Consider the following 24,483-nt stretch of genomic DNA (forward strand, 5'->3'; position numbering starts at 1 on the left):
GTATTTAATCAGCAAGCCAGCTATCGACTATTTCGGTACCGTATTCTGCTTTCCAGGCTTTCAGCAGCCTATGATTTCCGCCTTTAGTTTCAATAACCTCGCCGGTGTGGGGATTCGTGTATCGCTTGACCTCTCGTGCTTTGCGCTTTGGCTTCTCCCCGATTGGTGCGGGCGCACGTCGCGTCATGGCCTGTGGATCCAAGATGGCTACGATGTGATGCAAGCTGAAGCCATACCCTGCCAAGAGTTCGCGAAGCTTTTGTTCAAACTCGATTTCACGCTTCAACCCTTGGTCGTTCTTGAGCGACTCCAGCTCAGCCAATTGAGCGGCCAGTTGCTGTTCCAACGCACGAAATTCTGCTAGGCGGGACATTTGCTACTCCTTTTCATCGATGAGCTATTATCAAATGTTGGACAAGATCACGTCCAGCTTGCTGACATTATTATCTATGGAGATGGCGGAAATGAGTAAACCGCAGGACAGGACGATTTCTCAGAGACCAGACGGGACATGGGAAAATAAGCGCAATGATGCCGAAAGAGCATCAAGTGTCCATGATACTCAAGCGCAAGCACAGGAGGCCGCAAGAGACATGTTAAAAAATCAGGGTGGTGGAGAGCTTACCACCAAAGGCCGAGATGGAAAGATTCGTGCAAAAGATACAATTGCCCCAGGTAACGATCCGCGTAATATCAAAGGATAGGACAATTGCCTCAAGGCTTAGCGCCTTGAGGCAATCCAGCCTGAACCATCCACATTTTTAGAGCTGACTTAGCACTATCACGCTTGAGCCCAAGCAGGTTTCCAAGTGACTTCCAGCAAACTAATTCGCCATTGGCTTGCAACCACTTCACAGCAGATTCAACTTCTTCGTAAGAATGACTAACCGCGGCGGTGTTCAAATGCTCGTCTATCACAGACATCACCCAGAAGGGCACCTCACTATAAGTTTCTGAAAACCTAGAACGCGTGAATCCAGCCTCAGAACATACCTCGCAAAAGCGCTCTGGCCATTTCTTCAGCAACCAGACCACTGTCAACATCAAATTTAGGCGAAATTGAGCGCTTTGATACTCAAAGTCCTTGCCCTTATCGGGCGACAGTGGCAGATGGAGCAAGATACCAAGTTCGTGTCGAAGCCGTCCGCCATTGCGACCACCTAAAGCGCCTACAATTGCGCGGACACCCTTGAATAGGAGAAACTCGTTTCCACCTGCCAGGTCAAGGTAGTGTTTTTGATCACAAGAAAGGGTTAGTAATAGGTCGGCATAGCCATCTACCAATGATGAACTTGCATCCACTACAGGAACGGTAATCATAGAAAAATCAAAATGGCAATGATGGCAGAATCTTCCAGCCTCCCGCTTCACATTCTTGAAGCGTCCCATCCCATGCTGATGAAAGACTATCGGTGCTTGGCAGTTAGGACAATACTCATAAAGACTGCAACGGTGCAACTCACACATAGCGGCAAGAGATGTACGCCATAACTTTCGATAATAAGGGAAATCATCACAGCTGAGGCATGCTGGACAGAATTGCATACCCGGACGCTTCCGAGTTCGATGATAGATTCCCGCAGGCATCAACCATGGTGCATCTCCATTAATCGGTAGATGCTCGTATAGGCGACCTTCGTATGAAGTCAAGCACAGACTCGTCACCCGTTTCAAAGTCTGCCCGGTTGCTTTAGCAACAGTATTGAGCAGGCCTTGGGGCGGGTGCCGATCAATGTCGCGGGTCCATATTTGCCCATGATATTGCAAAAGAGAGTAGTAAAAAGTGTGTACGGGGAGCCCATTTTCAAGTGCAAGACGGACAAGCCAAGACGAGAGAATTTCGCCTGGCCTGGGATGCGTATGAAGCGGCAACATTAAATTTCCGACAGACTATTTTTTCGGTCACTTGGCGAGACATACTTGCAATCAATAACGGCTTGAATAGTAATTTTTTCTTCGCCGTTCATGATGGCCCGCTGCGCCAATTGCTTCAACAGCTCTGCCAGTTCGCCAATCGTGCCCTCACACTTAGCATAAAGAATTGTCGCCAACTCCTTATCATGGAGATTCGATGCTTCTCGCAATGGGAGAGTACGCTCAAAAGACATCAAAAGCTGCCTGAATGCCTTATCGCATTTCCACTTGGGAATCACTGCAGTTCGAAATCTATTTTCTATCTGCTCATCGATTCGCATAATGCGCGGAAGCCGTGCATCACCACAGGCAACAATTGAGATCCTTAGTGTATTACTGAGATATTTCAACGATGTGAGCACCTGATGCTGCTTGATAGACCCCACGACTGCAAGATTATGCAGCTCATCAATAATTAACACTTTGACCTGAATGCTGCGCATTACTGAGATTACACGACTTTTTTGGGCCTCAACTGAACCTGGTATGGACTTCTCATAAAGCGCTCTCAGTATCTCGGCGTAAAGTCCTCCCTCTGAAGGAGTACCAGGACACTCGACATAAAGCACTGGGACAATAATGTGCTCGCCCTCTGGGTTTTCATCCACAGGGTGGCGTAAATAGAACTCTCGACAAATACTTGACTTACCGTTATTAGTCCGCCCGACAATTGAAAGGTTAGGCATACGATCAACGCGCGGGTAAACTAATAGCTCTTCGAGTTCGTCAATGATTTCCTGAGCACGCGGGTATCCGAACCAGCGCCGCTCTCTCATCCACTTGATACGCGCATCTTGAGAGCGATCTACAATCGAAGCAGTTTTGGGTTGAAGATGTGGATAGCTCATTGCGCGCTCCTAGTGAATTTCATCAAACGGTAGGATGACTTCATCATCTTCGCTCGCAGCTGCCTCGTGATTATCGGCAACTTCGACAACAGTTTTTGAAGCTCCGTGTGCTTCAGCCCAAGATCTCCTGCGTTCTGACATACGACGCTTTCGTTTGTCAGCAGCGCGTTGCTGCTTTGCTAAACCTGTTTTTTCGATAGCTCTCGCCTCAATTTCACGCATCATCTCATAGCCAGCAAAAATCATATCTTCGTCTATTTCTAAAGATGGATCATCTTTGAGTCGGTTCCGGCAAGCGTTCAATTCCCACAAGCTTATGGCTGGGCGACTCCCATTGGCGTATGGGATGGGATGATAAGCCATGCCCTCGTCATCATAGAAATAGATAACACTTAAATTACGTGGATCGTATGCAAAAATATATTTCTTACTTTTTTTGGACGCCCCATCCTTGATACCGATATAGGAACGCAGTACTGGAGCGTAGTAATGGATGTGATTGATTGTCACGCCGCTTTTCTGAATAGATCGATTTTCAAAAGGCATGAAGTCCAAGCGAAACTTATCCTCATCTTCGATTGGAGCCGGAAATCCTACGCCCAATTGAGTATCTGTACCATGCACGTAACGGTAATACATGCTAATCGGCGCAATGCCATCAATTCCTTTATGCGGCGAGTGATGATATTTTGATGAAATAAAAGCCGCAAACCAGTGATCGAATTCTCCAAGGGTCATGCAAGCTTTTCCATCAGAATCGTAGTCAAGCTTCTTTACCACATTGGAAAACGTAGTTCCTGGAATAGTATGCACTTGCGACATGAATGTTCTGAACGCTCGCTCGATCTGCGGGCCATAATTCGGCTGACCTCTTGGCCGCCACTCAAGAATTATATCGTGCTCATCGCAGGCACGCGTTAGCATCTGACCGCGAAACTCTTTTGCGTTATCTACGTGAATCTTCACCATTTTTCCGTGGATCGGCCATTCAACATCTATGTTTCTTTTGGCCAACCAAACGTCCTTTCGCATTACTGCATGCGCAATACACAATCCAGCCGACAGAGCACCTGGAGGGTCCAACGAGAGGTAGTACCCAGTAACAAGCTTCGTTGCGACGTCGATAGCTAAGGTCAAATGAGGACGCCCTATTGGTAAGCGATGCTCTTCATCCACCAATATTATATCTACAGGTGTATGGTCGATCTGGACTACAGCGTTAGGATAGTCTGCACCAGGAAAGCTACCGCGTAATGGCGAATAGATCTCTCTCGCCCTTTTGACGCCTAGTCGTTTCTTGTCATTTTCGCGAGGTGGCAGATTGGCGACTCGTTTGCCAATAGTATTTTTATGAGGTGGCTGTAAGTTTCTTTTTCTACACTCAGCACATATTGCATCGTAAAGGGCTTTAACACTTGGACGCTCTAGGACTTGGTAAACACTATCGATTTGCTCAGTAATAACCTCTTCCAGCTCTGTCGACAAGTTGTAACTTCCCTTGTCCGACCTCGCGGACCGCATTAGCCCGGTTAGAAGTTCAGTTTCTCGATAGCGCTCAATCCACCTGTAAATGGTCCGTACACTTTTCCCTGCAGCTTTTGCTACAGCCTCATAGTCAGCGTCGCTTTTGTCACCCGAATTGAGCAGTGGTTTGAGCAGCCTGAATTTCGCTCGTAGATTCTCCCATTGGTGCTTGTGAATCGCTCCAAGAGAGATCAGTTTTTGATTTGTGCCAGGTGGATTTATCGATAAATCAACCAGAAGTACCGATTTGGTTTCTTTCGTATCCAGATATTTAACAATTGCGCTATCCAGACCTATGATCTCGAGAACAATCAATTCTCGCCCAGAGTTAAATGCGCGCTCACCAACCTTAATGGTCTTCACAGTCACTCTCCATCAAGCCATATTTCAGACTTCATGGTAAGCGGGGCATTAAGGTTGCATCTTATCTTGCCTATCGCTACCAAAGTCCACATTGGCGCTATCAAGTGGGCACGCTTATTTTGGTCAACAGCCATCGACTCCAAAAGAGATGAAACTGTCGTTCTGCGCAACTGATCTAGTTTATTTATTATTACTTCAGCCACGGCCTGATCAAGAGCAGCATTTTTATACGGCCAAAGAAACTTTATATTTGTCAGATATGGAGTTCTAATTTCCTTCTCTGTCAATACCATAAACTCCCAACCCACGCTTGCGCAGTATTTCTTAGCGGCCCTAAACTTCGGTATTAGCTTGCGCCAATCCTTCCGAAAGTCTTCGCGGTGCTTGATCTCGAACAGAAGCGGCTTGCGCGCATCGCTGCCTTCACTGAAATGAATAAGCCCATCAGGGGTGTATCCTTCAACTTCCCGGCTTTTACCACGGAACTCGATCTTGAGCGGTTGCGGCGTAAAGGATGTGAATCCCCCCTCGAATCGAATAATTTCCATGAAATCTCGCTCCAGCGTTGACTCATAGTGACCTAGCTTGGGGACGATGCCGGTCACACTGCGGCTCTTGATGCCGATCTTACGAGCCGGCATGGTCAAAGGAGCTGGTGTTTTATTGATCATTGTCAAATACCGGTGTTTAGTAGGTTATATTTTGACATTTATCGATGTATCTTACAGCGGAAGCCGGCCGCAGCCCGGGGAAATCACCTTGGCCCACCACGGGGTGCTGTTTCTGGACGAGTTGCCCGAATTCGAGCGCCGGGTACTGGAAGTGCTGCGTGAACCCCTGGAATCTGGCGAGATCGTAATCGCCAGGGCGCGGGATAAAGTGCGCTTTCCCGCCCGCTTTCAGCTCGTCGCTGCCATGAACCCCTGCCCTTGCGGCTACCTGGGCGACCCTACAGGGCGATGCCGCTGCAGTACCGAGCAGATATCCCGTTATCGCAACAAACTGTCAGGCCCGCTACTGGACCGGATCGACTTGCACCTGACCGTGGCGCGCGAGAGCACCACGCTCAACAACCAGCCTTGCGGGCAAAGCAGCGCCGACGTCGCCCTTCAGGTCGCGCACGCCCGGGAGGTGCAACAACGTCGGCAAGGGTGCGCCAATGCATTCCTCAACCTCGATGGCCTGCGCCAGCACTGTAGCTTGGCAGCACCTGATCAAGCTTGGTTGGAAGGCGCCTGTGAACGATTGACGCTGTCGCTGCGAGCAGCACACCGATTGCTCAAGGTCGCCAGAACACTGGCAGACCTCGAGGGATGCACGGCAATTGGCCGGGCGCACCTGGCTGAGGCCCTGCAGTACCGTCCCGGGAGTGGTTGAGAGGCGAACGCGGTAGCTGGAAGCACTTGACCAGGCCGGAGCACCTCACCTCCTGTACATCGCATCAACCTCCAGGTGGGTAGACGCTCCTCCCCAAGCACTACTCGCCGTTTCGTTTGTTTCGAATATTGTGCATTTCGTTTGTTTCGAATATAAATTGGCTATCTGTCGTACTAGGCGCCGGAATTCTTTTTAACGACTGGAGACAACCCATGACTACCGCCGATCTCGCTCAAGCCATCCTTCCAGATGAAAAAGCGATCACCGCGGCTATTGAGTCAAGCCGCCAGATTGCCGCGTTCGTCTCAACCAAGTTGGATACTCAGCGCATTGAGTTGGTAGATGAAGCCCAGCAACGGCAGACTGTTGAACTGCCAACGTTCGCGCTCAGATTGCTTGGCGACATACTCAACGAGCTGGCCTTGGGCAACACCGTAAAGGTGGTGCCTATCCATGCGGAACTGACCACCCAGGAGGGCGCCGATATGCTCAACGTCTCGCGTCCTCACTTGGTCAAGCTGCTGGATGAGGGGCTAATCCCACACACCAAAACCGGCAGCCACCGCCGTGTAAAATTTACTGACCTAATGGCCTACAAGGCCGATCGTGATAAAGCAAGCCAGGCCGCCATGGATGAACTGGCTGCACAAGCCCAAGAACTTAATATGGGCTATCAATGAGGCACTCACCTTTTACAGTTATCTACGACGCCTGCGTGCTTTATCCAGCACCATTGCGTGACCTATTGATGCATCTGGCTCTGACTGGCGCGTATCGCGCGCGCTGGTCCGAGCAAATCCACGATGAATGGACACGAAACGTGTTAAGAAACCGTCCCGACGTGTCAGAAACACAACTTTATCGCACAGTCGGACTCATGAATCGGGCGATTCCTGACTCTCTGGTAAATGACTACGAGCCACTTGTGCAGGGGCTTGACCTTCCAGACGAAGACGATAGACACGTCTTGGCAGCAGCGATCAAATGTGGCGCCTCGGTGATTGTCACGTACAACCTCAAAGATTTTCCGGCCGAGATTCTGAAACGTTTTGAGATCGAGGCGTTGCATCCCGATGTATTCCTCTCCGACATCTGGGACCTTGATCAGGCAGCTGTGCTCAAGGCCGTCCAGAAGCAGCGCGCAGCCCTTAACAATCCGGTTTACTCACCCCGCGAGCTGCTGGACATCCTCCTCAAGCAGCGGCTCCCAGAGACCGTCAAGCACCTCTCGAACTACGAGCTGCTGATCTAACCATCTTGACCGGACGCACCTGGCTGAGGCCCTGCAGTACCGTCCCGGGAGTGGTTGAGGGGCGAACCCTGGTGCCCGCCCCCCGGCAGAAACAAGGCTGTCCAGCGCCCTCAATGCCTGAATGAACTTCCCCAGCCGCTTCGCTTTCCATCTACAAAGCGAACGATTTCAGGTGCTCGATGCTCCCACACAGCCAGCAAGGCCGCGGTCCCGTTACCTTCGTGTTGATGCATTTTCTGGGTGGTTCGCACCGAACATGGTCCGCCACGGTCCCTTACCTAGACCGAGCGCATGCCTGCATCGCCCTGAACACACCCGGGTACGGCGATGCCAATGCCGTCACCGGCTATACCGTTGAAGAAATGGCCGATCAGGTCGATGCGAGCATCCGTGAGCTTGGGCTCAAGCACTGCATCCTCGTTGGCCACTCGATGACCGGCAAAGTCGCGGTCGTGCTGGCCGCTCGTCGCCCGGACTACCTTCGGGGCCTGATCCTGGTGGCCCCATCGCCTCCCGGCCCCCAGCCGATGAGCGATGAAGACCGCGACCAGCAACGGGCCTACACCGCCAGCCGGGAGCAAGCCGAAGCCTTCGTCGACGACTCGAGCTACCACAGGCTGCCCGATGCGCTGCGCGAAGTCGCCATCGCCGACGCCCAGGCCGTCAACCTTGACGCCTGGCGTGCCTGGGTCGATCACGGCAGTCGCGAGGACTGGAGCGATCGCATCGGCCTGCTGCCCTATCCGGCCCTGCTGATCTGCGGCGCCGATGACCAGCAGGTGCCCGACGCCCAAGAGCAGCGGCGCACCACCTTGTCGCACTTCCCCAACGGCACCTTGCTTACCCTGCCCGGTGCGGGCCACCTGATGCCTTACCAGACCCCTCAGGCATTGGCCGAGCCGATGCTTGATTTCGCAAGACCAATCGCTGCTGAACTTTCCCTGGGAGATCGTTGATGGATTTAGGTTTGAAAAACCGTGTGGCCCTGATCAGCGGTGCAGCTGGCGGCATTGGCCTGGCCACTGCCCACCTCCTCGCCGAGGAAGGTGTGAAGCTGGTGTTGACTGACATCGACCAGGACAAGCTCGAAGATGCCGTCAAGGCGCTGGGTGGCGCGCCCTTGCTCATCGCGGCGGACATGACCAGTCAGGACGAGGTGGATAACTTGGTCCGGCAAGCCGAAGAGCGTTATGGCCAGGTGGATATCGTGGTGCATACCACGGGGGTAACAGGCGCCAAAGGCGACCCGCTGGAAATGAAGGACGAGGATTACCAGGAAGCCTGGGATACCGACTTCTTCACCGCCGTGCGCGTGGCGCGGGCCACCGTTCCGGCGATGCGCAAACGGGGCTGGGGGCGGTTGGTGTGCATCACCTCCGAGAATGCCGTGCAGCCTTACTGGGAAGAGGCGGTGTACAACGTCGCCAAGGCCGCACTGGCCGCGTTCATCAAGAACCTGTCCTACAAGGAAGCGGCGCATGGGGTGCTGTGCAACACGGTATCGCCGGCATTTATTGAAACCAACATGACCGATGGCATGATGAAGCAGCGCGCCGAAGAGAAAGGCGTGAGCTTCGAGGAGGCCATCGAAAGCTTCCTGGAAGAGGAACGACCCGGCATCGTACAGAAGCGCCGAGGCAAGCCAGAAGAGGTCGCGGCCGCGATCGCGCTGCTGGTTTCGGAGCGGGCTTCGTTCATCAATGGCAGCAACCTGCGGGTCGATGGCGGCTCGGTGCAAAGCGTCCAGAACTGAACCTGCACTGGCGCTCGGGCCAGGGCAAGCACGCACGCGCTGCGGCCCAAGCGCCAGATGCGGCATCCAGCTTCCAGGAACGTTAAACTGCGCAGGCCGCCCTTGGCGGGTTCTGTGGAGACGCATTCTTGGAAGACCTCAACTCGCTCTACTACTTCACGCAGGTGGTCGAGCACGGTGGCTTCGCCCCGGCGGGTCGGGCGCTGAACATGCCCAAGTCGAAACTCAGCCGACGCATTGCCGAGCTCGAAGAGCGTCTGGGCGTGCGCTTGCTGCAGCGCACCAGCCGCCGCTTCGCACTGACCGAGATCGGCCAGGCTTATTACAACCGCTGCCTGGCCATGCGCGTCGAAGCCGAGGGTGCGGCCGAGATCATCGAGCGCAACCGCAGCGAACCACGAGGGCTGGTGCGCATCAGTTGCCCGACCACCCTGCTCAACGCTTGGGTCGGGCCGATGTTGACGCGCTACATGCTCAAGTACCCGCAGGTGGAGCTGTTCATCGAAAGCACCAACCGGCGCGTCGATCTCTTGGATGAAGGCTTCGACATTGCCCTGCGTGTTCGTTTTCCGCCGCTGGAAAACACGGACATGGTGATGAAGGCGCTGAGCGACAGCACCCAGTGCCTGGTAGGCCATCCCCACCACCTGGCGCAATTGCCCGACGGTTTCGATCCTCAGCTACTGGGCACGCTGCCCAGCCTGCATTGGGGCAGTGCCCAGCGGGAGTATCACTGGGAGCTGTCCCGAGACGGTGACAACAACCAGAGCATCGTCATACCGCACATGCCGCGCATGGTCACCGACGACCTGTTCGCCCTGCGCCATTTCGTAGTGGCGGGTATCGGCATTGCGCACCTGCCACGGGTGGCCGTGCGTGACGACCTGGCAGCGGGCCGCCTGGTGGAGTTGCTGCCAGGCTGGTACCCGCGCAGTGGCATCGTGCACGCGATCTTCCCCTCACGACGCGGCTTGCTGCCTTCGGTGCGGGCATTGATCGATCACCTGGCGGACGAATTTGCGCTTTGCGACATGGCTTGAGGTTCGAGCCTGCAACGCCCATGGCGAGCGCCCAAAATGTCCCGCCGCTACAGTTTCAGGGGGAGTGGGCGGCTGGTGATGGGGGCGCTCACTGATCGCGATGGGCCGCAAAGCGGCCCCGGCAAGATGAGCTGCCAAGCTGAAATCTTGGTGCCGCTGTGCGGCCCATTGCGGTCGGTTCGTCGCCCCGGCAAGGCCGCTTTCACAGAGTTAAGCGGGTTGAGGCCTGCGCTGTACTTGCAGGCTGGCTGCGACGGGTTGCTGCACAGCCCTCAGCATCTCGGCCTAGAAGGCAAAGCACGAGCAACCCAACGCGCCCCAGAACCCCTGGAAGTCATTGACCGGCACGCTGGAATGCCGGGCCTTTTCATGGCTGTGGGCATGGACACCGCACGGGCCCGAGCACTGGTGTGCCATGGCTGCCAGCGAGGGGGTGCCCACGCGCCAGTGGCCGGGCACCTTGGCGACCGGTGACCACTCAGGCAACACAGGCACCTGCGGTGGCCCCAGCTTGTCGAACTCGGCGGCGCCGTATACGACCTTGCCGTCTACCAGGGTGAGCACCGACTCGATACCCTTGATCGCCTCTTCCTCCACCGAGAAGAAATCCTGCGACAGCGCCGCCAGGTCGGCGAGCTGACCGACCTTGATCTGCCCCTTCTTGCCCTGCTCACTGGAAAACCAGGCACTGCCTTGGGTGAACAGCTGCAAGGCCGTGTCCCGGCTCAACCCTTCGGGATACAGTGCCATGCCGCCAACGGTCTTGCCGCTGACCAGCCAGTACAGCGAAGTCCACGGGTTGTAGCTGGACACGCGGGTCGCATCGGTGCCCGCCCCTACCGGCACCCCCATCTCCAGCATGCGCTTGATCGGTGGTGTCTGCTGCGCCGCTTGGGCGCCATAGCGGTCGACGAAATACTCGCCCTGGAAGGCCATGCGGTCCTGAATGGCAATGCCGCCACCCAGGGCGCGTACCCGCTCGATGTTACGGGGCGTGATGGTTTCGGCATGATCGAAGAACCACGGCAAGCCGTTGAACGGTACGTCGCGGTTGACCTTCTCGAACACGTCGAGCATGCGTGTGATCGACTCGTCATAGGTCGCATGCAGACGGAACGGCCAGCGTTGCTCGACCAAGTGCCGCACCACCGGCTCCAGTTCTTGCTCCATGGTCTGCGGCAGGTCCGGGCGCGGTTCCAGAAAGTCTTCGAAGTCAGCCGCCGAGAACACCAGCATTTCGCCCGCACCGTTGTGACGCAGGAAATCGGTGCCACTGTGCAGCTTGACGCTGGCAGTCCACTTGCGGAAATCGTCCAGCTCTTCCTTGGGCTTCTGGGTAAACAGGTTGTAGGCGATGCGCACCGTCAGTTGACCCTTGTCGGCCAGCTCCTGGATCACCGAATAATCGTCCGGGAAATTCTGGTAGCCGCCACCGGCATCGATGGCGCTGGTCAGCCCCAATCGGTTCAGTTCGCGCATGAACTGGCGCGTGGAGTTGACCTGGTATTCGAGTGGCAGCTTGGGGCCTTTTGCCAGCGTGGCGTAGAGAATCATGGCGTTCGGCCGCGCGATCAGCATGCCCGTGGGGTTGCCGAACGTGTCACGCTGGATTTCCCCGCCAGGCGGATTGGGCGTGGTCTTGTCATAGCCCACAGCCTTGAGCGCTGCACGATTGAGCAACGCCCGGTCGTACAGGTGCAGCAGGAACACCGGGGTATCCGGGGCAGCCTGGTTGATTTCCTCGAGGGTGGGCATGCGCTTTTCGGCGAACTGGAACTCGTTCCAGCCACCCACCACCCTGACCCATTGCGGGGTCGGCGTACGTGCGGCTTGGTCCTTGAGCATGCGCAGGGCATCGGCCACCGACGGCACCCCTTCCCAGCGCAGCTCCAAGTTGTAGTTGAGGCCCCCGCGGATCAGGTGCAGGTGCGAGTCGTTGAGCCCGGGAATGACGGTGCGCCGGCGCAGGTCGACAATCTGAGTGGCCGTTCCTTTGTGGGCCATGGCCTCGGCATCGCTGCCCACGGCGATAAAACGGCCATCCTTGATGGCCACGGCGGTGGCGTTGGGGTTCTCGCGGTCGACGGTGTGCAGCTTGCCGTTGAACAGAATCAGATCGGCGTCCATAGGGCCTCCTTGGAATGGAGTTCATAGGTCAGGCGCAGCGGCGTCGTCGCGACGCCGCTTGCCTGTCTGGCTCAGCGCTGGAGAAACGCCAGCAGATCTTCGTTCAGTTGTTGCGCATGGGTCACTGCGAACCCATGCGGCGCACCGGCATACACTTTCAACTCGGCGCCGGCGATCAACTGCGCGGCGCGCTTGCCGGTGGTTTCGAAGGGCACGACCTGGTCGGCGTCGCCGTGAATCACCAAGGTGGGCACGTCGACCTTGGCCAGGTCCTGCCGGAAATCGGTCTGCGAGAACGCCGTCACGCAGTCCAGCGTGGCCTTGAGCGAGGCCAGCAGCGCGATGTTCAAGGTCTGCGTCTGCACGCCCTGGGACACCTGCTGCCCCTGGTTCAGCCCGTAAAACGGGGCCGCGAAGTCGGCGATGAACTGGGCGCGGTCGGCCCGCAGCCCGGCCTCGATCCCTTCGAACACCGACAGGTCCACCCCGTCCGGATTGTCTGCGCGCTTGCCGAACACAGGCGTGACGGCCCCCAGCAGCACCAGCCCGGCCACCCGCCCGGTACCGTGGCGACCGATATAGCGGCTGACATCACCGCCCCCCATCGAAAAGCCCACCAGGGTGACCTCACGCAGGTCTAGGTGCTCGATCAATTGCGCGATGTCATCGGCGAAGGTGTCATAGTCGTAGCCGGTCCACGGCTGGCTCGACCGCCCAAAGCCACGGCGGTCAAAGGCGATGGTCCGGTAGCCGCGGCTGGCCAGGTACTCCATCTGCGTGTCCCACATGTCGGCATCCAGCGGCCAACCATGGCTGAACAGTACCGGCTTGCCAGTACCCCAGTCCTTGAAATAGATCGAAGTGCCATCACGCGTTTGGAACGTGCTCATATCGGTATCTCCTAGTGGTACGTGGAAAAAGGCTTGTTCAGCCGCGCAGCCAATGGGCGCAACGGCGGGTGACCCAGGGCATGATGTAGAACACCACAGGCAAGATGACGAACAGGTTACCGATCAGGGTGCCTCTGACCGGGCCAGCCAGTTGTGGCAAACGTTCGAATAACGGGGCCAGCAGGTGCGGCACCACCAACGTCATCGGGCAGATCACCAGGTACGTCAGCACCGCCTGTTTCCAACGCGGTGGTGGTACGGCGCGGGTGCCGGGTGGTGTGAACCAGAATTCCGGGTCCTCATGGACCTGAGGGCTGTCACCACCGTCGAGCAGCGGCAGCACGTCCCGGACCATCGCCTGGCGTTCTGCTGAGTTGACCCACGCCTGCAACAGGTCGGCGTTGGCGAACCGGACCACGGTGGTGAAGTGTAGACCGCCCTCATCGGGTCGAATGACATTGACGTCCAGGTGCCCCGCCTGGCGGCGGGCGGTGCCTACCGCATGCTTGAGCCACACTTCGTAGTCGTTCAGTGACGCGGCGCGGACCTTGTGCTGGATCACCAGGGTAACCACGTCGCGGTTGTCTTGGGCGGCGGTGTTCATCTGCATTCCTTGGGCTGAGCCTGCCCGCTTGCGCTGGGCAACAGTGGATGGGCTGAACGTTATCGAGGTGTGCGGCCCGGCGGGCACCGGCCGGGGTGCCCGCGGCGATGGGGTTACTTGCTGGCGTTGAAGGCGTTGTAGCTGGTCATCAGGTTGCGGTAGTCAGGGATATGGTTGGAGCACAGCGCGGCCAGGCCCTCGACGTCGTTGCGCCAGTCACGATGCAGTTCGCAGGCTACGCCGAACCAGGTCATCAACTGCGCGCCAGCACGGCTCATGCGGTCGTGGGCGGCATCGCGGGTCATGGCATTGAAGGTGCCGGACGCGTCGGTCACCACGAACACCTCGAATTCTTCCTCCAGGGCGGCCAGGGCCGGGAAGGCCACGCACACTTCGGTGACGACACCCGCGATGATCAGCTGCTTCTTGCCAGTGGCTTTCACCGCCTTGACGAAGTCTTCGTTGTCCCAGGCGTTGATCTGGCCAGGACGCGCAATGTAAGGCGCGTCCGGGAACAGGGCCTTGAGCTCTGGCACCAATGGGCCGTTGGGGCCTTGCTCGAAGCTGGTGGTCAGGATGGTCGGCAGGTTGAAGAACTTGGCCAGGTCCGCCAGGGCCAGCACATTGTTCTTGAAGGTGTCGGGCTCAATATCGCGCACCAGCGACAGCAACCCAGCCTGGTGATCGACCAGCAGAACGGCAGCGTCGTCTTTGTTCAGGCGGTTGTATTTGAATTGAGTCATGGCGGTAGCTCCAGTAGTCGTGATTTGCAGTAGGTGGGGTGTTTCGCGTTGATGGGAGAAGATTAAAACCATCCAGTTTTCGGCGGTAGATAGCGTTTTTTGGCTTTAGCGTTCTATTTTATGAACGATGGTTCAGCGCCCTGTAGGGCCGGTTCTATGCAACGCCATGCCCATTGCCTCCTGCGTGAACCTGCTCTATTACTACCGGCAGCCCTTCCCTGTCCCGAGACCATCATGCTGGCGTTCATCCAGTCCTCCCCACTGCTGCTCGGCACCACCTTGTTGTTGCTCGACTTGATCGTTTGGCAGCTGATCCCGGCACAGCGCCATGCCTGGCGAATAGCCGCGCGGCTGACCCTGTTCCTGCTCTTCAGCCTGGTGCTGGTGGCGGCAGGGATGAGCCCGCTACAGCCCGCGCCCTGGGCCGACGACGTTGCCCGTAACTTGTTGGCCACGGTGCTTGCCATCGCCTGGTGGCTGTTTGGCGCGCGCACCGTCACGGTGGTTTTCGGCCTGCTGTTGGTGGCGCGCGGCAGCCACGGCGGCCGGTTGCTGCAGGATGTGCTCGGGGCGTTGATCTTCATCGCCGCGGTGGTAGCGGCAGCCGGCTATGTACTGCAATTGCCCGTCAAAGGGCTGCTGGCCACATCGGGAGTGATGGCCATCGTCATCGGCCTGGCCTTGCAGAGCACCCTGGCGGACGTGTTCAGCGGCATCGTGCTCAACACCACGCGGCCCTATCAGATCGGTGACGCCGTTTCCATCGATGGCACGGAGGGCAAGGTGCTGGACATCGACTGGCGCGCCACGCGGCTGCTCACCAGCAGCGGTAGCCTGGCGGTCATCCCGAACTCCGTGGCTGCAAAGGTCCGCTTGCTCAACCATAGCCGTCCAACTGATGTGCATGGCGTGTCGATCAGCGTGGTCGTGCCTGCAAGCGTGCGCCCTGGCAAAGTGTTCGATGCGCTGGAAAAGGCGCTGCGCGGTACCCGTGCGCTCCTCCCTTCACCTGCCCCCAAGGTGGCCGTGAAAACCGCGACGCTCGATTCGGTGGAATACGAAGCCAGCGGTTTCATCGCCGATATGAGCGCCAAGAACGCTACGCGCAACCAGTTGTTCGACCTGGCCCATCGGCACCTGGAAGCGAACGGGGTCATCTGGAACCAGGACCTGGCGACGGCGCCGCGTAGCCGTCAACGGGAGGTGCTGGACGAAGTGCGAGTGTTCCGCGCGCTGAGTGATGAAGAGCGCGACGCACTGAGCCAGCACATGACCGCCGTTGAGTACCTGGCTGACACAACGATCCTGGAGGTGGGCAAGCAGTCCGAGCATGTGCTGGTCATAGGTCGAGGTGTCGTATCAGCGGCGGTGCTGGAAGATGGCAAGCGCCTGGAGGCCGGACGCATGGGCCCAGGTGAAGTACTGGGTATCGACGGGCTCGTCGATGAAGACGACTCGCTGGTGGAGTTCAGAACCTTGACCAGTTGCCTGCTGTATCGCATCGACAAGCAACGAGTCAAAGCGTATCTGCAGCAGCACGGCGATGTGCAGACCGCCTTGGGCAAACTGCAACGCGTCCGACGTCAGGGTCGCGATTCGCTGCTCTTGCACAAGCCTGCCTCCATCAAGAAAGGCGGTTTCCTGAGCTGGCTGCACAAATGACGCGTCACCTGCCGTTGTGGAGCGTTGCCTTACAGCACCACGCGCAGGCACTGGCCGGCGTGGTACAGCGAGAACCCGGACTCGTAGAACGCGGTGCGCAGTGAGGTCGCGCTCACGCCTTTCATGGTCGAGAACGGTATCGGCAGGCTGGCGGCTTCCCCTTTGGACAGAAACTCGGCGAACGCTCGGCCAATGACGGTGCCAGTGGTATTGCCGCGCCCGTTGTAGCCGGTGACCGCCACCAACCCTGGGGCGGGTTCGAACAAACGCATCAGGTGGTCGGGCGTAAAGTCGATGCAGCCGGTCCAGTGCATGTCCCATTCGACCTTGCCAAGCGTCGGGTAGTAGTGACGCTGGATACGGTCGGCCCAGCTGCGCACGAACCACGCGGGTTTATTGTCGACCCGGCCCAGGCTACCGAGCAGCAAACGGCCCTGATCATCGCGACGAATACTGCTGAGCACGGTGCGGGTATCCCAGGAGCCTTGGCCGTGAGGGAGTACCTTGTCGGCCTGCGCGCCCTGCAATGGCTTGGAGGCGACCTGGTAGTAATAGCCTTTGAAGAATTGCTTTTGCAGGTTGCTCCAGTCCCCTTCGGTGTAGGCGCCTGTGGAAATCACCACCTTCTCGGCGCGAACCGAACCGCGTGCAGTCTGCACACGCCAGCTGTCACCTTCGCGCGTCAGGCCCTGGACTGCGGACTGCTGGAACAGCTTGCCACCCAGGCGCACCACGGCAGCTGCCAGGCCCTGGGTGTAGCCCATCGGGTTGATGGTGCCGGCGCGCCGGTCCAGCAGGGCGGCGGAGATCTTGTCGGTGCCGCAATATTCCTGGCACTGTGCGCCGGTCAGCAGTTCGACATCGGCACCGCGCCGTCGCCATTGCTCGTGACGGGCCTGCAGATCGGCGATGCCGGTCGTGTTATGTGCCATGTGCAGGGTGCCCTGGTGCCGCGCCTGACAGTCGATGCCCAGGCGTTCGATCATGGCGAACACATCGGCCGGGGCCTGACCCAGCACCGTGTTCAACCGGCTGCCTTGTTTCTGACCCAGGGTGGCCTCGACATCATCCGGGCGAATCCAGGTACCGGCATTGACCAGACCGACATTACGGCCGGAGCCGCCGTGGCCCACTTTCCAGGCCTCCAGTACGATCACCGACTTGCCCTGCTCGAGCAGGTGAATGGCTGCTGACAATCCGGTAATGCCGCCGCCGATCACGCAGACATCGGCGTGGTGCTCCCCCGCCACGGCCTGGACAGTCACGCTCGGCACGGTGACGCATTCCCACAAGCATTCTTGACGCAGTTCGGACATGGCCCGGCTCCCGCAATTTATTCTTGTTCGAGACCGCCGTGCGGCCTTTCGCAGCCAAGCCCGCATGCTCAGATAGCGGTGCAAGCACACCGATCCTGATGGCCGCGGGCTTGGTCGCCCACCAGGGGCCGTGCCCCTGGTTCTACACCATTACGCTGATCAGTCGAACACGATGCCTTGCGCCAGTGGCAACTCACGGGAGTAGTTCACGGTGTTGGTCTGACGGCGCATATAGCCTTTCCAGGCATCTGAACCGGACTCACGGCCACCACCGGTCTCCTTCTCACCCCCGAACGCCCCGCCGATTTCGGCACCGCTGGTGCCGATGTTGACGTTGGCGATACCGCAATCGCTACCAGCCGCGCTCTGGAAACGCTCAGCCTCGCGTAGATCGGTGGTGAAGATGCAGGACGACAAGCCCTGCGGGACTTCGTTGTTCAGCCGCAAGGCTTCGTCGAAGTCATCGTAAGCCAGTACATAGAGAATCGGCGCGAACGTTTCATGGCGCACCACCTCGCTTTGCCCAGGCATTTCGGCAATGGCAGGCGACACGTAATAGGCATTGGGATACTGGTCGGCCAACTGACGCTCGCCCCCGAACACTTGGCCCCCTTCGTCGCGAGCCTTGGCCAGGGCGCCTTGCATGGCATCGAATGAGGCCTTGTCGATCAGGGGCCCAACCAGGTTGTCCTTGCGCGGGTCGCCAATGCGCACCTTGCCGTAGGCGGCCTTGACCCGAGCCACCACTTCGTCCTTGATCGAACGGTGCACGATGAGGCGGCGCAGCGTGGTACAGCGTTGCCCGGCAGTGCCGACTGCCGAGAAGAGAATGCCCCGCACGGCCAGGTCCAGGTCGGCGCTGGGTGCAAGGATCATGGCATTGTTGCCGCCAAGTTCCAGGATGCTGCGCCCGAAACGTGCGGCTACACGCGGCCCGACTTCACGGCCCATGCGCGTGCTGCCGGTGGCACTCACCAGGGCCACGCGGGGGTCATCGACCAGGGCTTCGCCTGCTTCACGGCCACCGATGACCAGCTGCGCGAGACCTGCCGGCGCATCGCCGAAGGCTTTCAACGCCTTGTCGAACAACGCCTGGCACGCCAGGGCGGTCAATGGCGTTTTCTCGGAGGGCTTCCACACCACCGAGTTGCCGGCCACCAGGGCCAGGGCGGTGTTCCAGGACCAGACCGCCACCGGGAAGTTGAATGCGCTGATCACACCGACCACACCCAGCGGGTGCCAGCTTTCGCGCATGTGGTGACCCGGGCGTTCGGAGGCGATGGTCAGGCCGTACAACTGGCGTGACAGCCCCACTGCAAAGTCACAGATGTCGATCATTTCCTGCACTTCGCCCAGACCTTCCTGGGTGATCTTGCCTGCCTCGATCGAAACCAGTTCACCCAGGTCTGCCTTGTGCTCGCGCAGCACTTCGCCGAACAGGCGCACCAGCTCACCCCGGCGAGGGGCTGGCACGCTGCGCCATGCCTCGAAGGCCTGCTGAGCCTGCTCGATGCGCGCGGTAGTCTCGGCTTGACCGAGCAGTGTCACCGAAGCGATCTGGCTGCCGTCGATGGGCGTGTGTACAGCGTAATCGCCTTGCGTGTAAGCCTGGGCAGCAACCCCCAGGCGCTCGAGCAATCCAGCAACCATTGGTGTTCTCCTACATCGGTGGACAGGTTGGATATGATGTGGATCAGTATTAATCCGATCAGTTAAGCGCAACAAACGACCTTTATTCCGCATATCATTCCGTCAGGTAATGACTCGAGCCTTTGAGAACGCTATGTCAAAACGTCTGGTGCCTTCCATGACCGCCCTGCAGTGCTTCGAAGCTGCAGCCCGTCACTTGAGCTTCACCCGAGCCGCCGAAGAGCTGCACTTGACCCAGAGTGCGGTCAGCAAGCAGGTCGCGCAGCTTGAAGACCTGTTGCGTCACCATCTTTTCCTGCGCATTCGCCGACGTTTACAACTCACGCCAGCCGGCAGCCTCTATCTGGCCGAGGTGAACAAGATCCTCACGCAGGTCGATATGTCCAGCCGCTATGTGCTGACCTACGGGGAGCAGACCGAGATCCTGAAGGTCGCGACGCAGCCGAGCTTTGGTGTGCGGTGGCTGATCCCCCACCTCAAGGGCTTCGGCCGGCGGCACAGCAACATTCACTTGGACATCCGCAACGAAATGGAGCCCTTCTCGCTGTTGCAGGGCTCGGCCGACGTCGTGTTCTTCTACGGCCAGGGCACCTGGCCGGGGGCCAGCTGCATCGAGCTGTTCGGTGAAGAAGTGGTGCCGGTGTGCTCGCCAGAGTTACTGGCCGGCCGTGACCTGGCCAGTGCCGAGGCATTGACCGACCTGGTGTTGCTGCAAAGCACTTCACGGCCGGAAGCCTGGCACGAATGGTTCCTGGAGCAGGACCTGCAAAGCGTCAGCGCCTACCACGGCCCACGCTTTGACACCTTCTACATGGCACTGAGCGCTGCCCAGGCCGGCTGCGGGGTAGCGCTGGTGCCGCGCTACCTGGTCGCAAAGGAGTTGGCCGAAGGCAGCCTGGTCATGCCTTGGAACCATGCGATGCGCAGTGCCGGCGCGCACTACCTGGCGTACGCCGAACATGCCGCAGAAGTGCCCAAGGTGCGGGCGCTGGTGGATTGGATCGGTGAGCAGTTGCAGGCCTGATGCTCTAGACAGGCGTAGCGCCCTAGACCGCCTACGTCGATCAAAAAAGGAATGACACACCTACTTTTTTTCGCTTGTAGACCGGGTGCATTCCCCGCTTTCATGTAAAGGTCAGCCATCAACCAGGAATCCAGCGATGCCCGCCCATGATTTCGTCAGCCCCGACAGCATCCGTGCGCAGTTTTCTGCCGCCATGTCGCTCATGTACAAACAGGAAGTGCCGTTGTACGGCACGCTGCTTGCGCTGGTGAGCGAAATCAACCAGCAGGTGATGGCCGAGCAGCCAGAAGTGACGCAGGCGCTGCGCTGGACCGGGGAGCTCGAACGGCTGGGCCATGAACGCCACGGGGCCATCCGAGTAGGTACGGCCCAGGAGCTGGCGACCATCGCGCGACTTTTTGCGGTCATGGGCATGCAGCCGGTGGGCTACTACGACCTCAGCAGTGCTGGGGTGCCGGTGCACTCCACCGCGTTCCGTGCCGTGCACGAGCAGTCGCTGCACGTCAGCCCGTTCCGCGTCTTCACCTCGCTGTTGCGCTTGGAGCTGATCGACAACCTGCAGTTGCGGGAAATGGCCAAGGATATCCTGGCCAAACGCCAGATCTTCACCCCTCGCGTACTCCATCTGATCGAGCAGCACGAACGCGATGGCGGCTTGAATGCCGCAGATGCTCAGGCTTTCGTACAGCAAGCCCTGCAGACCTTCCGCTGGCACCACGACGCCACCGTCACCGCCGAGCAATACCAGCAGCTGCACGACCAGCACCGCCTGCTTGCCGATGTGGTCGCGTTCAGGGGTCCGCACATCAACCACCTGACTCCGCGCACCCTGGACATCGATGCCATCCAGCTCGGCATGCCAGCCAAGGGCATCACGCCCAAGGCCGTGGTCGAAGGCCCCCCTCCCCGCCGCCACCCAATCCTGCTGCGCCAGACCAGCTTCAAGGCCCTGCAGGAAAAGGTCGCATTCTGCGGTCAGCACGGTAGCGAAGGCAGCCACACCGCGCGCTTTGGGGAAATCGAGCAACGTGGCGCGGCGTTGACACCGAAGGGGCGCCAGCTCTATGACAAGCTGCTCGACACGACGCGTGTCGCATTGGGGGGTGCGCCCGTCGAGGCCAATGCCGCACGGTACATGGCGATACTCACCGACACCTTCGCCGCCTTCCCGGACGACCTGGCGCAGATGCGTGAACAGGGCCTGGCGTATTTTCGCTACTTCGCCACCGAGAAAGGCCTGGCCGCGCGCGATAAGCAAGGCAGGCCAACTACCCTGCAAGGGCTGATCGACGCAGACCACGTGCATTTCGAGGCGCTGGTGTACGAGGATTTCTTGCCGGTAAGCGCCGCAGGGATCTTCCAGTCCAACCTGGGCGACGATGCCCAGGCCGAGTACGGCAGCAACGCCAACCGCGCGGCCTTCGAAGCGGCGCTGGGGCTGCAGGTGCAGGATGAACTGGCGCTGTATGCGCAAAGCGAGCGCCGCTCGCTGCAGGCCTGCGCCCAGGCATTGAACCTGGTATCGGTGTAAGGCGACAGAGTGAAGGGGCACGTGGGTGCCCCAGCGTGTCAGCGGAAGCGGTCCACTTCCTGACGCAACTGCGCAGCCAATCCTTCCAGCTCCCGCGCTGTGAGTGCCAGCTCGTTGGCCACCTCGCGCTGCTCACCGTTGGCCTGGGCGATGCTCTGCAAATTGCGGCTCAGCACGGTCGCTGTGCTGCTCTGCTCCTGGGTCGCCGTACTGATCACGGCAAACTGCTCACCCGCCGCACGGCTTTGTTCGTCGATGCGGGCAAGTGCTTGCGCGACCTTGTCGTTACGCTCAAGGCCGTCCTGCATCAGCTGGTTACTCTGCTCCAGTGTGGTGATGGCGTGCCCGGTGTCGGACCGGGATATAGCGCTCGCAATCAAAGGGCTGGCAGGATCACCACCTCGGGTAGCGCCATGGCAGCCACCTCTGCTTGCAGGAAGGCACTGAGGCGGCGCAGCCGCTCGCCGCCCGGTCGGGTCCGCGGCCATACCAGGTAGTAGTCCAAGCCGCTGGGGACCGCCGTGGGCCATGGCAGGCTCATGCGCCCCTGCGCCACATCTTCGGCCACCATAATCAGGTCGCCAATCGAAACACCGTAGCCACGGGCCGCTGCAATCATGCCCAGTTCCAGCGTGTCGAACACCTGGCCGCCCTTGAGCGAAACCCTGCTACCCAGGCCCAGGCGTTCCAGCCACACTCGCCAGTCGCGCTTGTCCATTGTGGGGTGCAGCAGTTCGCTGCTCGCAAGGCGCGCCGCGCACCAAGGCCCGTCATCCAGCAGCCCTGGTGCGCCCACCGGCACCAGCAGTTCGGGGAACAGCTTGCGCACCTCCCACTCCGCCGGGAACACCCCATCGCCCAGCAGCACCGCGCAATCGAAAGGTTCCTGGTTGAAGTCCACATGGTCGACGTCCATCCAGGCACTGGTCAGTTGCACTTCATTGCCAGGCTGCAGCCGACGGAAGCGGCTCAGCCGGGCCAGCAACCAACGCATGGTCAGGGTGGACGGCGCCTTCATGCGCAGCATGTCGTCTTCACCGCGCAACGTGTCACAGGCACGCTCAAGCGCGGCAAAGCCTTCGCGCACACCCGGTAGCAGCACCCGCGCCGCTTCGGTCAGTTGCAGGCTGCGGCCACTGCGCGTGAACAGGCGGCAGGCAAAGTGATCCTCCAGCGTGCGAATGTGCCGGCTGACCGCGCTTTGGGTAATGGACAACGCTTCGCCAGCACGGGTGAATGAGTTCAACCTCGCCGCGGCTTCGAATGCACGCAGCGCATACAGGGGCGGCAGCTTGCGGGTCATGAGATTCCTTGTTCGGTGGAGAAGCGGCGACCTGCGCATCATATCGCCATGATTAAAACTCATGCCAATGATCGCATTTATCCTTTTGTTAAAAGCTGACCCAAGCCTCAGAATCGCCCTTCGTCCGCCATTGTCTTTGCCAAGGATCACATCCATGCACGTCGCACCTACGCTCGAGCTCAAGGCATTACTGCGCTTGGCAGGCCCACTGATCGCCTCGCAGCTGGCGCACATGCTCATGGTACTGACCGACACCCTGATGATGGCACGCATCAGCCCGCAGGCCCTGGCCGGGGGCGGATTGGGCGCGGCGGGCTATTCGTTCGTGTCCATCTTCTGCCTGGGCGTCATCGCGGCGGTTGGCACCCTGGTAGCCTTCCGCAGGGGCGCCAATGACATCGAGGGCGCCACACGGCTGGCGCAAAGCGGTCTGTGGCTGGCCTGGGGCCTGGCCCTGTTCGCGGCGCTGGTGCTGTGGAACCTCGAACCTGTCCTGCTGCTCTTCGGGCAACAGCCTGACAACGTGGCCTCGGCGGCCGAGTTTCTCACCCTGCTGCCGCTGGCTTTGCCGGGCTACCTGACCTTCATGGCCTTGCGCGGCTTCACCAGCGCCCTGGGCCGCTCTACGCCGGTGATGGTCATCAGCCTGGTGGGTACCGTACTCAACTACTTGCTGAACGTTGCACTGATCGAGGGCATGTTCGGCCTGCCCAAGCTTGGCCTGATGGGCATCGGCCTGGTCACTGCGGTGGTCTCGATGGGCATGGCCATTGCCCTGGCGCTGTATATCCGCTGGCACCCGGCCTATGCGGCCTACCCACTGCGCAAAGGCCTGTCACGGCCATCGCTGCCAGCGTTGGGCGAGCTGTGGCGGCTGGGCCTGCCGATCGGCGGCACCTACATGGTGGAGGTAGGGCTGTTCGCCTTCGCGGCGCTGTGCATGGGCGTGCTGGGCAGTACCGAGTTGGGCGCGCACCAGATCGCCCTGCAGATCGTGTCGACCGCCTTCATGGTGCCCACTGGCCTGTCCTATGCCGTGACCATGCGCGTGGGCCATTACTACGGCGCGGGCAACTTGCTCGCAGCGCGCAGCGCAGGCCGGGTGGGTATCGGCTTCGGAGCCATGCTGATGTTCGCCTTCGCTGCCCTGTTCTGGTTGCTGCCAGACGCACTGGTAGGGCTGTTCATCGACCGGGCCGACCCGGCGTTTGCCGCCATCTTCCAACTGGCGGTCCAGCTGCTGATGGTCGCCGCCTGGTTCGAGCTCTTCGATGGCGTGCAGACCATCGCCATGGGCTCTATTCGCGGGCTGAAGGACGCCAAGACCACGTTCCTGATCGGGCTGGTGTGCTATTGGCTCATCGGGGCACCCAGCGCCTGGTTGTTCACCTTCGTCTTCGGCGGGGGCGCGGTGGGCGTCTGGTGGGGGCTGGCATTAGGGCTGGCGTGCGCCTCGGTGGCACTGACCTTCGGCTTCGAGTGGCGGATGCGGCGGTTGCTACGCCACGCCGGGACAAGCGCCGCAACGGCCACACCTGCCTGATGTCAACGACTTGATGTGG

22 protein-coding genes and 3 pseudogenes are annotated in these 24,483 nt (G+C 59.3%); 11 read left to right on the top strand and 14 right to left on the bottom strand.

Annotated elements, in window-relative coordinates:
• Positions 1-4 precede the first annotated feature (4 nt).
• Entirely contained in the window at positions 5-373 is a 369-nt protein-coding gene (locus tag B2Y33_RS01420) for a histone-like nucleoid-structuring protein, MvaT/MvaU family (RefSeq protein WP_023532398.1), read from the bottom strand.
• Between the two features lie 34 nt (positions 374-407).
• On the opposite strand from B2Y33_RS01420, the gene B2Y33_RS01425 reads away from it, so the two are divergent.
• Positions 408-704, top strand: coding sequence for a DUF2188 domain-containing protein (locus tag B2Y33_RS01425; RefSeq protein WP_232097628.1), 297 nt, complete (start codon positions 408-410; stop codon positions 702-704).
• A 10-nt stretch (positions 705-714) separates the two neighbouring features.
• On the opposite strand, the gene B2Y33_RS01430 is transcribed toward B2Y33_RS01425, so the two are convergent.
• From B2Y33_RS01430 to B2Y33_RS01445, 5 genes and pseudogenes are all read right to left on the bottom strand, one after another.
• On the bottom strand, positions 715-1,389 hold the full coding sequence (locus tag B2Y33_RS01430) for a hypothetical protein (protein ID WP_225806726.1): 675 nt from the start codon (positions 1,387-1,389) through the stop codon (positions 715-717).
• A gap of 63 nt (positions 1,390-1,452) precedes the next feature.
• Positions 1,453-1,875, bottom strand: a pseudogene (locus B2Y33_RS23115) (TniQ family protein); the annotation flags it as partial.
• Complete coding sequence (locus tag B2Y33_RS01435; RefSeq protein ID WP_241194851.1) at positions 1,875-2,762, bottom strand: TniB family NTP-binding protein; 888 nt, start codon at positions 2,760-2,762, stop codon at positions 1,875-1,877. The gene B2Y33_RS01435 and the pseudogene B2Y33_RS23115, both read right to left, overlap by 1 nt.
• 9 nt (positions 2,763-2,771) lie before the next feature.
• On the bottom strand, positions 2,772-4,649 hold the full coding sequence (locus B2Y33_RS01440) for a Mu transposase C-terminal domain-containing protein (protein WP_023532294.1): 1,878 nt from the start codon (positions 4,647-4,649) through the stop codon (positions 2,772-2,774).
• Positions 4,650-4,651: 2 nt separating this feature from the next.
• Entirely contained in the window at positions 4,652-5,320 is a 669-nt protein-coding gene (locus tag B2Y33_RS01445; protein ID WP_197873942.1) for a TnsA endonuclease N-terminal domain-containing protein, read from the bottom strand.
• A 58-nt stretch (positions 5,321-5,378) separates the two neighbouring features.
• On the opposite strand from B2Y33_RS01445, the pseudogene B2Y33_RS01450 reads away from it, so the two are divergent.
• The 6 genes and pseudogenes from B2Y33_RS01450 to B2Y33_RS01475 form a co-directional block, all read left to right on the top strand.
• Positions 5,379-6,026: pseudogene (locus B2Y33_RS01450) on the top strand (ATP-binding protein); the annotation flags it as partial.
• Positions 6,027-6,238: 212 nt separating this feature from the next.
• Positions 6,239-6,706 carry a helix-turn-helix domain-containing protein gene (locus B2Y33_RS01455; RefSeq protein WP_027913402.1) on the top strand — a complete coding sequence of 156 codons (468 nt, stop codon included), beginning with the start codon at positions 6,239-6,241 and terminating at the stop codon, positions 6,704-6,706.
• Positions 6,703-7,278: a PIN domain-containing protein gene (locus B2Y33_RS01460; RefSeq protein ID WP_027913401.1), complete on the top strand. Its 576-nt coding sequence runs from the start codon at positions 6,703-6,705 to the stop codon at positions 7,276-7,278. The genes B2Y33_RS01455 and B2Y33_RS01460 overlap by 4 nt, the downstream gene beginning before the upstream one ends.
• A gap of 179 nt (positions 7,279-7,457) precedes the next feature.
• Positions 7,458-8,234, top strand: a complete 777-nt coding sequence (locus tag B2Y33_RS01465) for an alpha/beta fold hydrolase (protein ID WP_027913400.1) — start codon at positions 7,458-7,460, stop codon at positions 8,232-8,234.
• On the top strand, positions 8,234-9,031 hold the full coding sequence (locus B2Y33_RS01470; RefSeq protein WP_028686766.1) for an SDR family NAD(P)-dependent oxidoreductase: 798 nt from the start codon (positions 8,234-8,236) through the stop codon (positions 9,029-9,031). Before B2Y33_RS01465 ends, B2Y33_RS01470 begins: the two co-directional genes overlap by 1 nt.
• A 128-nt stretch (positions 9,032-9,159) precedes the next feature.
• Positions 9,160-10,071 (top strand): LysR substrate-binding domain-containing protein, encoded by a 912-nt coding sequence (locus tag B2Y33_RS01475; protein ID WP_206405091.1) that lies wholly within the window; start codon positions 9,160-9,162, stop codon positions 10,069-10,071.
• 285 nt (positions 10,072-10,356) lie between these two features.
• On the opposite strand, the gene B2Y33_RS01480 is transcribed toward B2Y33_RS01475, so the two are convergent.
• From B2Y33_RS01480 to ycaC, 4 genes are all read right to left on the bottom strand, one after another.
• Positions 10,357-12,198: an amidohydrolase gene (locus B2Y33_RS01480; protein ID WP_049695298.1), complete on the bottom strand. Its 1,842-nt coding sequence runs from the start codon at positions 12,196-12,198 to the stop codon at positions 10,357-10,359.
• 71 nt (positions 12,199-12,269) lie between these two features.
• Complete coding sequence (locus B2Y33_RS01485; protein ID WP_027913397.1) at positions 12,270-13,088, bottom strand: alpha/beta fold hydrolase; 819 nt, start codon at positions 13,086-13,088, stop codon at positions 12,270-12,272.
• Between the two features lie 37 nt (positions 13,089-13,125).
• Complete coding sequence (locus B2Y33_RS01490) at positions 13,126-13,692, bottom strand: antibiotic biosynthesis monooxygenase (protein ID WP_059183534.1); 567 nt, start codon at positions 13,690-13,692, stop codon at positions 13,126-13,128.
• 113 nt (positions 13,693-13,805) lie between these two features.
• Positions 13,806-14,435: an isochorismate family cysteine hydrolase YcaC gene (gene ycaC, locus B2Y33_RS01495; RefSeq protein WP_027913395.1), complete on the bottom strand. Its 630-nt coding sequence runs from the start codon at positions 14,433-14,435 to the stop codon at positions 13,806-13,808.
• 234 nt (positions 14,436-14,669) lie between these two features.
• On the opposite strand from ycaC, the gene B2Y33_RS01500 reads away from it, so the two are divergent.
• The gene (locus tag B2Y33_RS01500) at positions 14,670-16,097 is read left to right on the top strand and encodes a mechanosensitive ion channel family protein (protein ID WP_206405090.1); all 1,428 of its coding nucleotides are present in this window, start codon (positions 14,670-14,672) and stop codon (positions 16,095-16,097) included.
• Between the two features lie 29 nt (positions 16,098-16,126).
• Here B2Y33_RS01500 and B2Y33_RS01505 read toward each other — a convergent pair whose 3' ends face one another.
• Complete coding sequence (locus B2Y33_RS01505; RefSeq protein WP_206405089.1) at positions 16,127-17,413, bottom strand: NAD(P)/FAD-dependent oxidoreductase; 1,287 nt, start codon at positions 17,411-17,413, stop codon at positions 16,127-16,129.
• Between the two features lie 159 nt (positions 17,414-17,572).
• Positions 17,573-19,063 carry an aldehyde dehydrogenase family protein gene (locus tag B2Y33_RS01510; RefSeq protein WP_027913392.1) on the bottom strand — a complete coding sequence of 497 codons (1,491 nt, stop codon included), beginning with the start codon at positions 19,061-19,063 and terminating at the stop codon, positions 17,573-17,575.
• 133 nt (positions 19,064-19,196) lie between these two features.
• Between B2Y33_RS01510 and B2Y33_RS01515 the strand changes: the two genes are divergently transcribed.
• Together B2Y33_RS01515 and hglS are read left to right on the top strand one after the other, a co-directional pair.
• Positions 19,197-20,087, top strand: coding sequence for a LysR family transcriptional regulator (locus tag B2Y33_RS01515; protein WP_049695297.1), 891 nt, complete (start codon positions 19,197-19,199; stop codon positions 20,085-20,087).
• A gap of 136 nt (positions 20,088-20,223) precedes the next feature.
• Positions 20,224-21,618 carry a 2-oxoadipate dioxygenase/decarboxylase HglS gene (hglS, locus tag B2Y33_RS01520; RefSeq protein WP_206405088.1) on the top strand — a complete coding sequence of 465 codons (1,395 nt, stop codon included), beginning with the start codon at positions 20,224-20,226 and terminating at the stop codon, positions 21,616-21,618.
• Between the two features lie 38 nt (positions 21,619-21,656).
• Here the strand turns inward: hglS and B2Y33_RS01525 are convergent.
• Positions 21,657-21,968: pseudogene (locus B2Y33_RS01525) on the bottom strand (methyl-accepting chemotaxis protein); the annotation flags it as partial.
• A gap of 26 nt (positions 21,969-21,994) precedes the next feature.
• Complete coding sequence (locus B2Y33_RS01530; RefSeq protein WP_027913388.1) at positions 21,995-22,921, bottom strand: LysR substrate-binding domain-containing protein; 927 nt, start codon at positions 22,919-22,921, stop codon at positions 21,995-21,997.
• 154 nt (positions 22,922-23,075) lie between these two features.
• Between B2Y33_RS01530 and B2Y33_RS01535 the strand changes: the two genes are divergently transcribed.
• Positions 23,076-24,464, top strand: a complete 1,389-nt coding sequence (locus B2Y33_RS01535) for a NorM family multidrug efflux MATE transporter (RefSeq protein ID WP_027913387.1) — start codon at positions 23,076-23,078, stop codon at positions 24,462-24,464.
• The last annotated feature ends 19 nt before the right edge of the window (positions 24,465-24,483 follow it).

Origin of the sequence: Pseudomonas sp. UBA5666, assembly GCF_002420785.1 — a bacterium.
In the GTDB taxonomy this organism is placed as follows: domain Bacteria; phylum Pseudomonadota; class Gammaproteobacteria; order Pseudomonadales; family Pseudomonadaceae; genus Aquipseudomonas; species Aquipseudomonas fulva.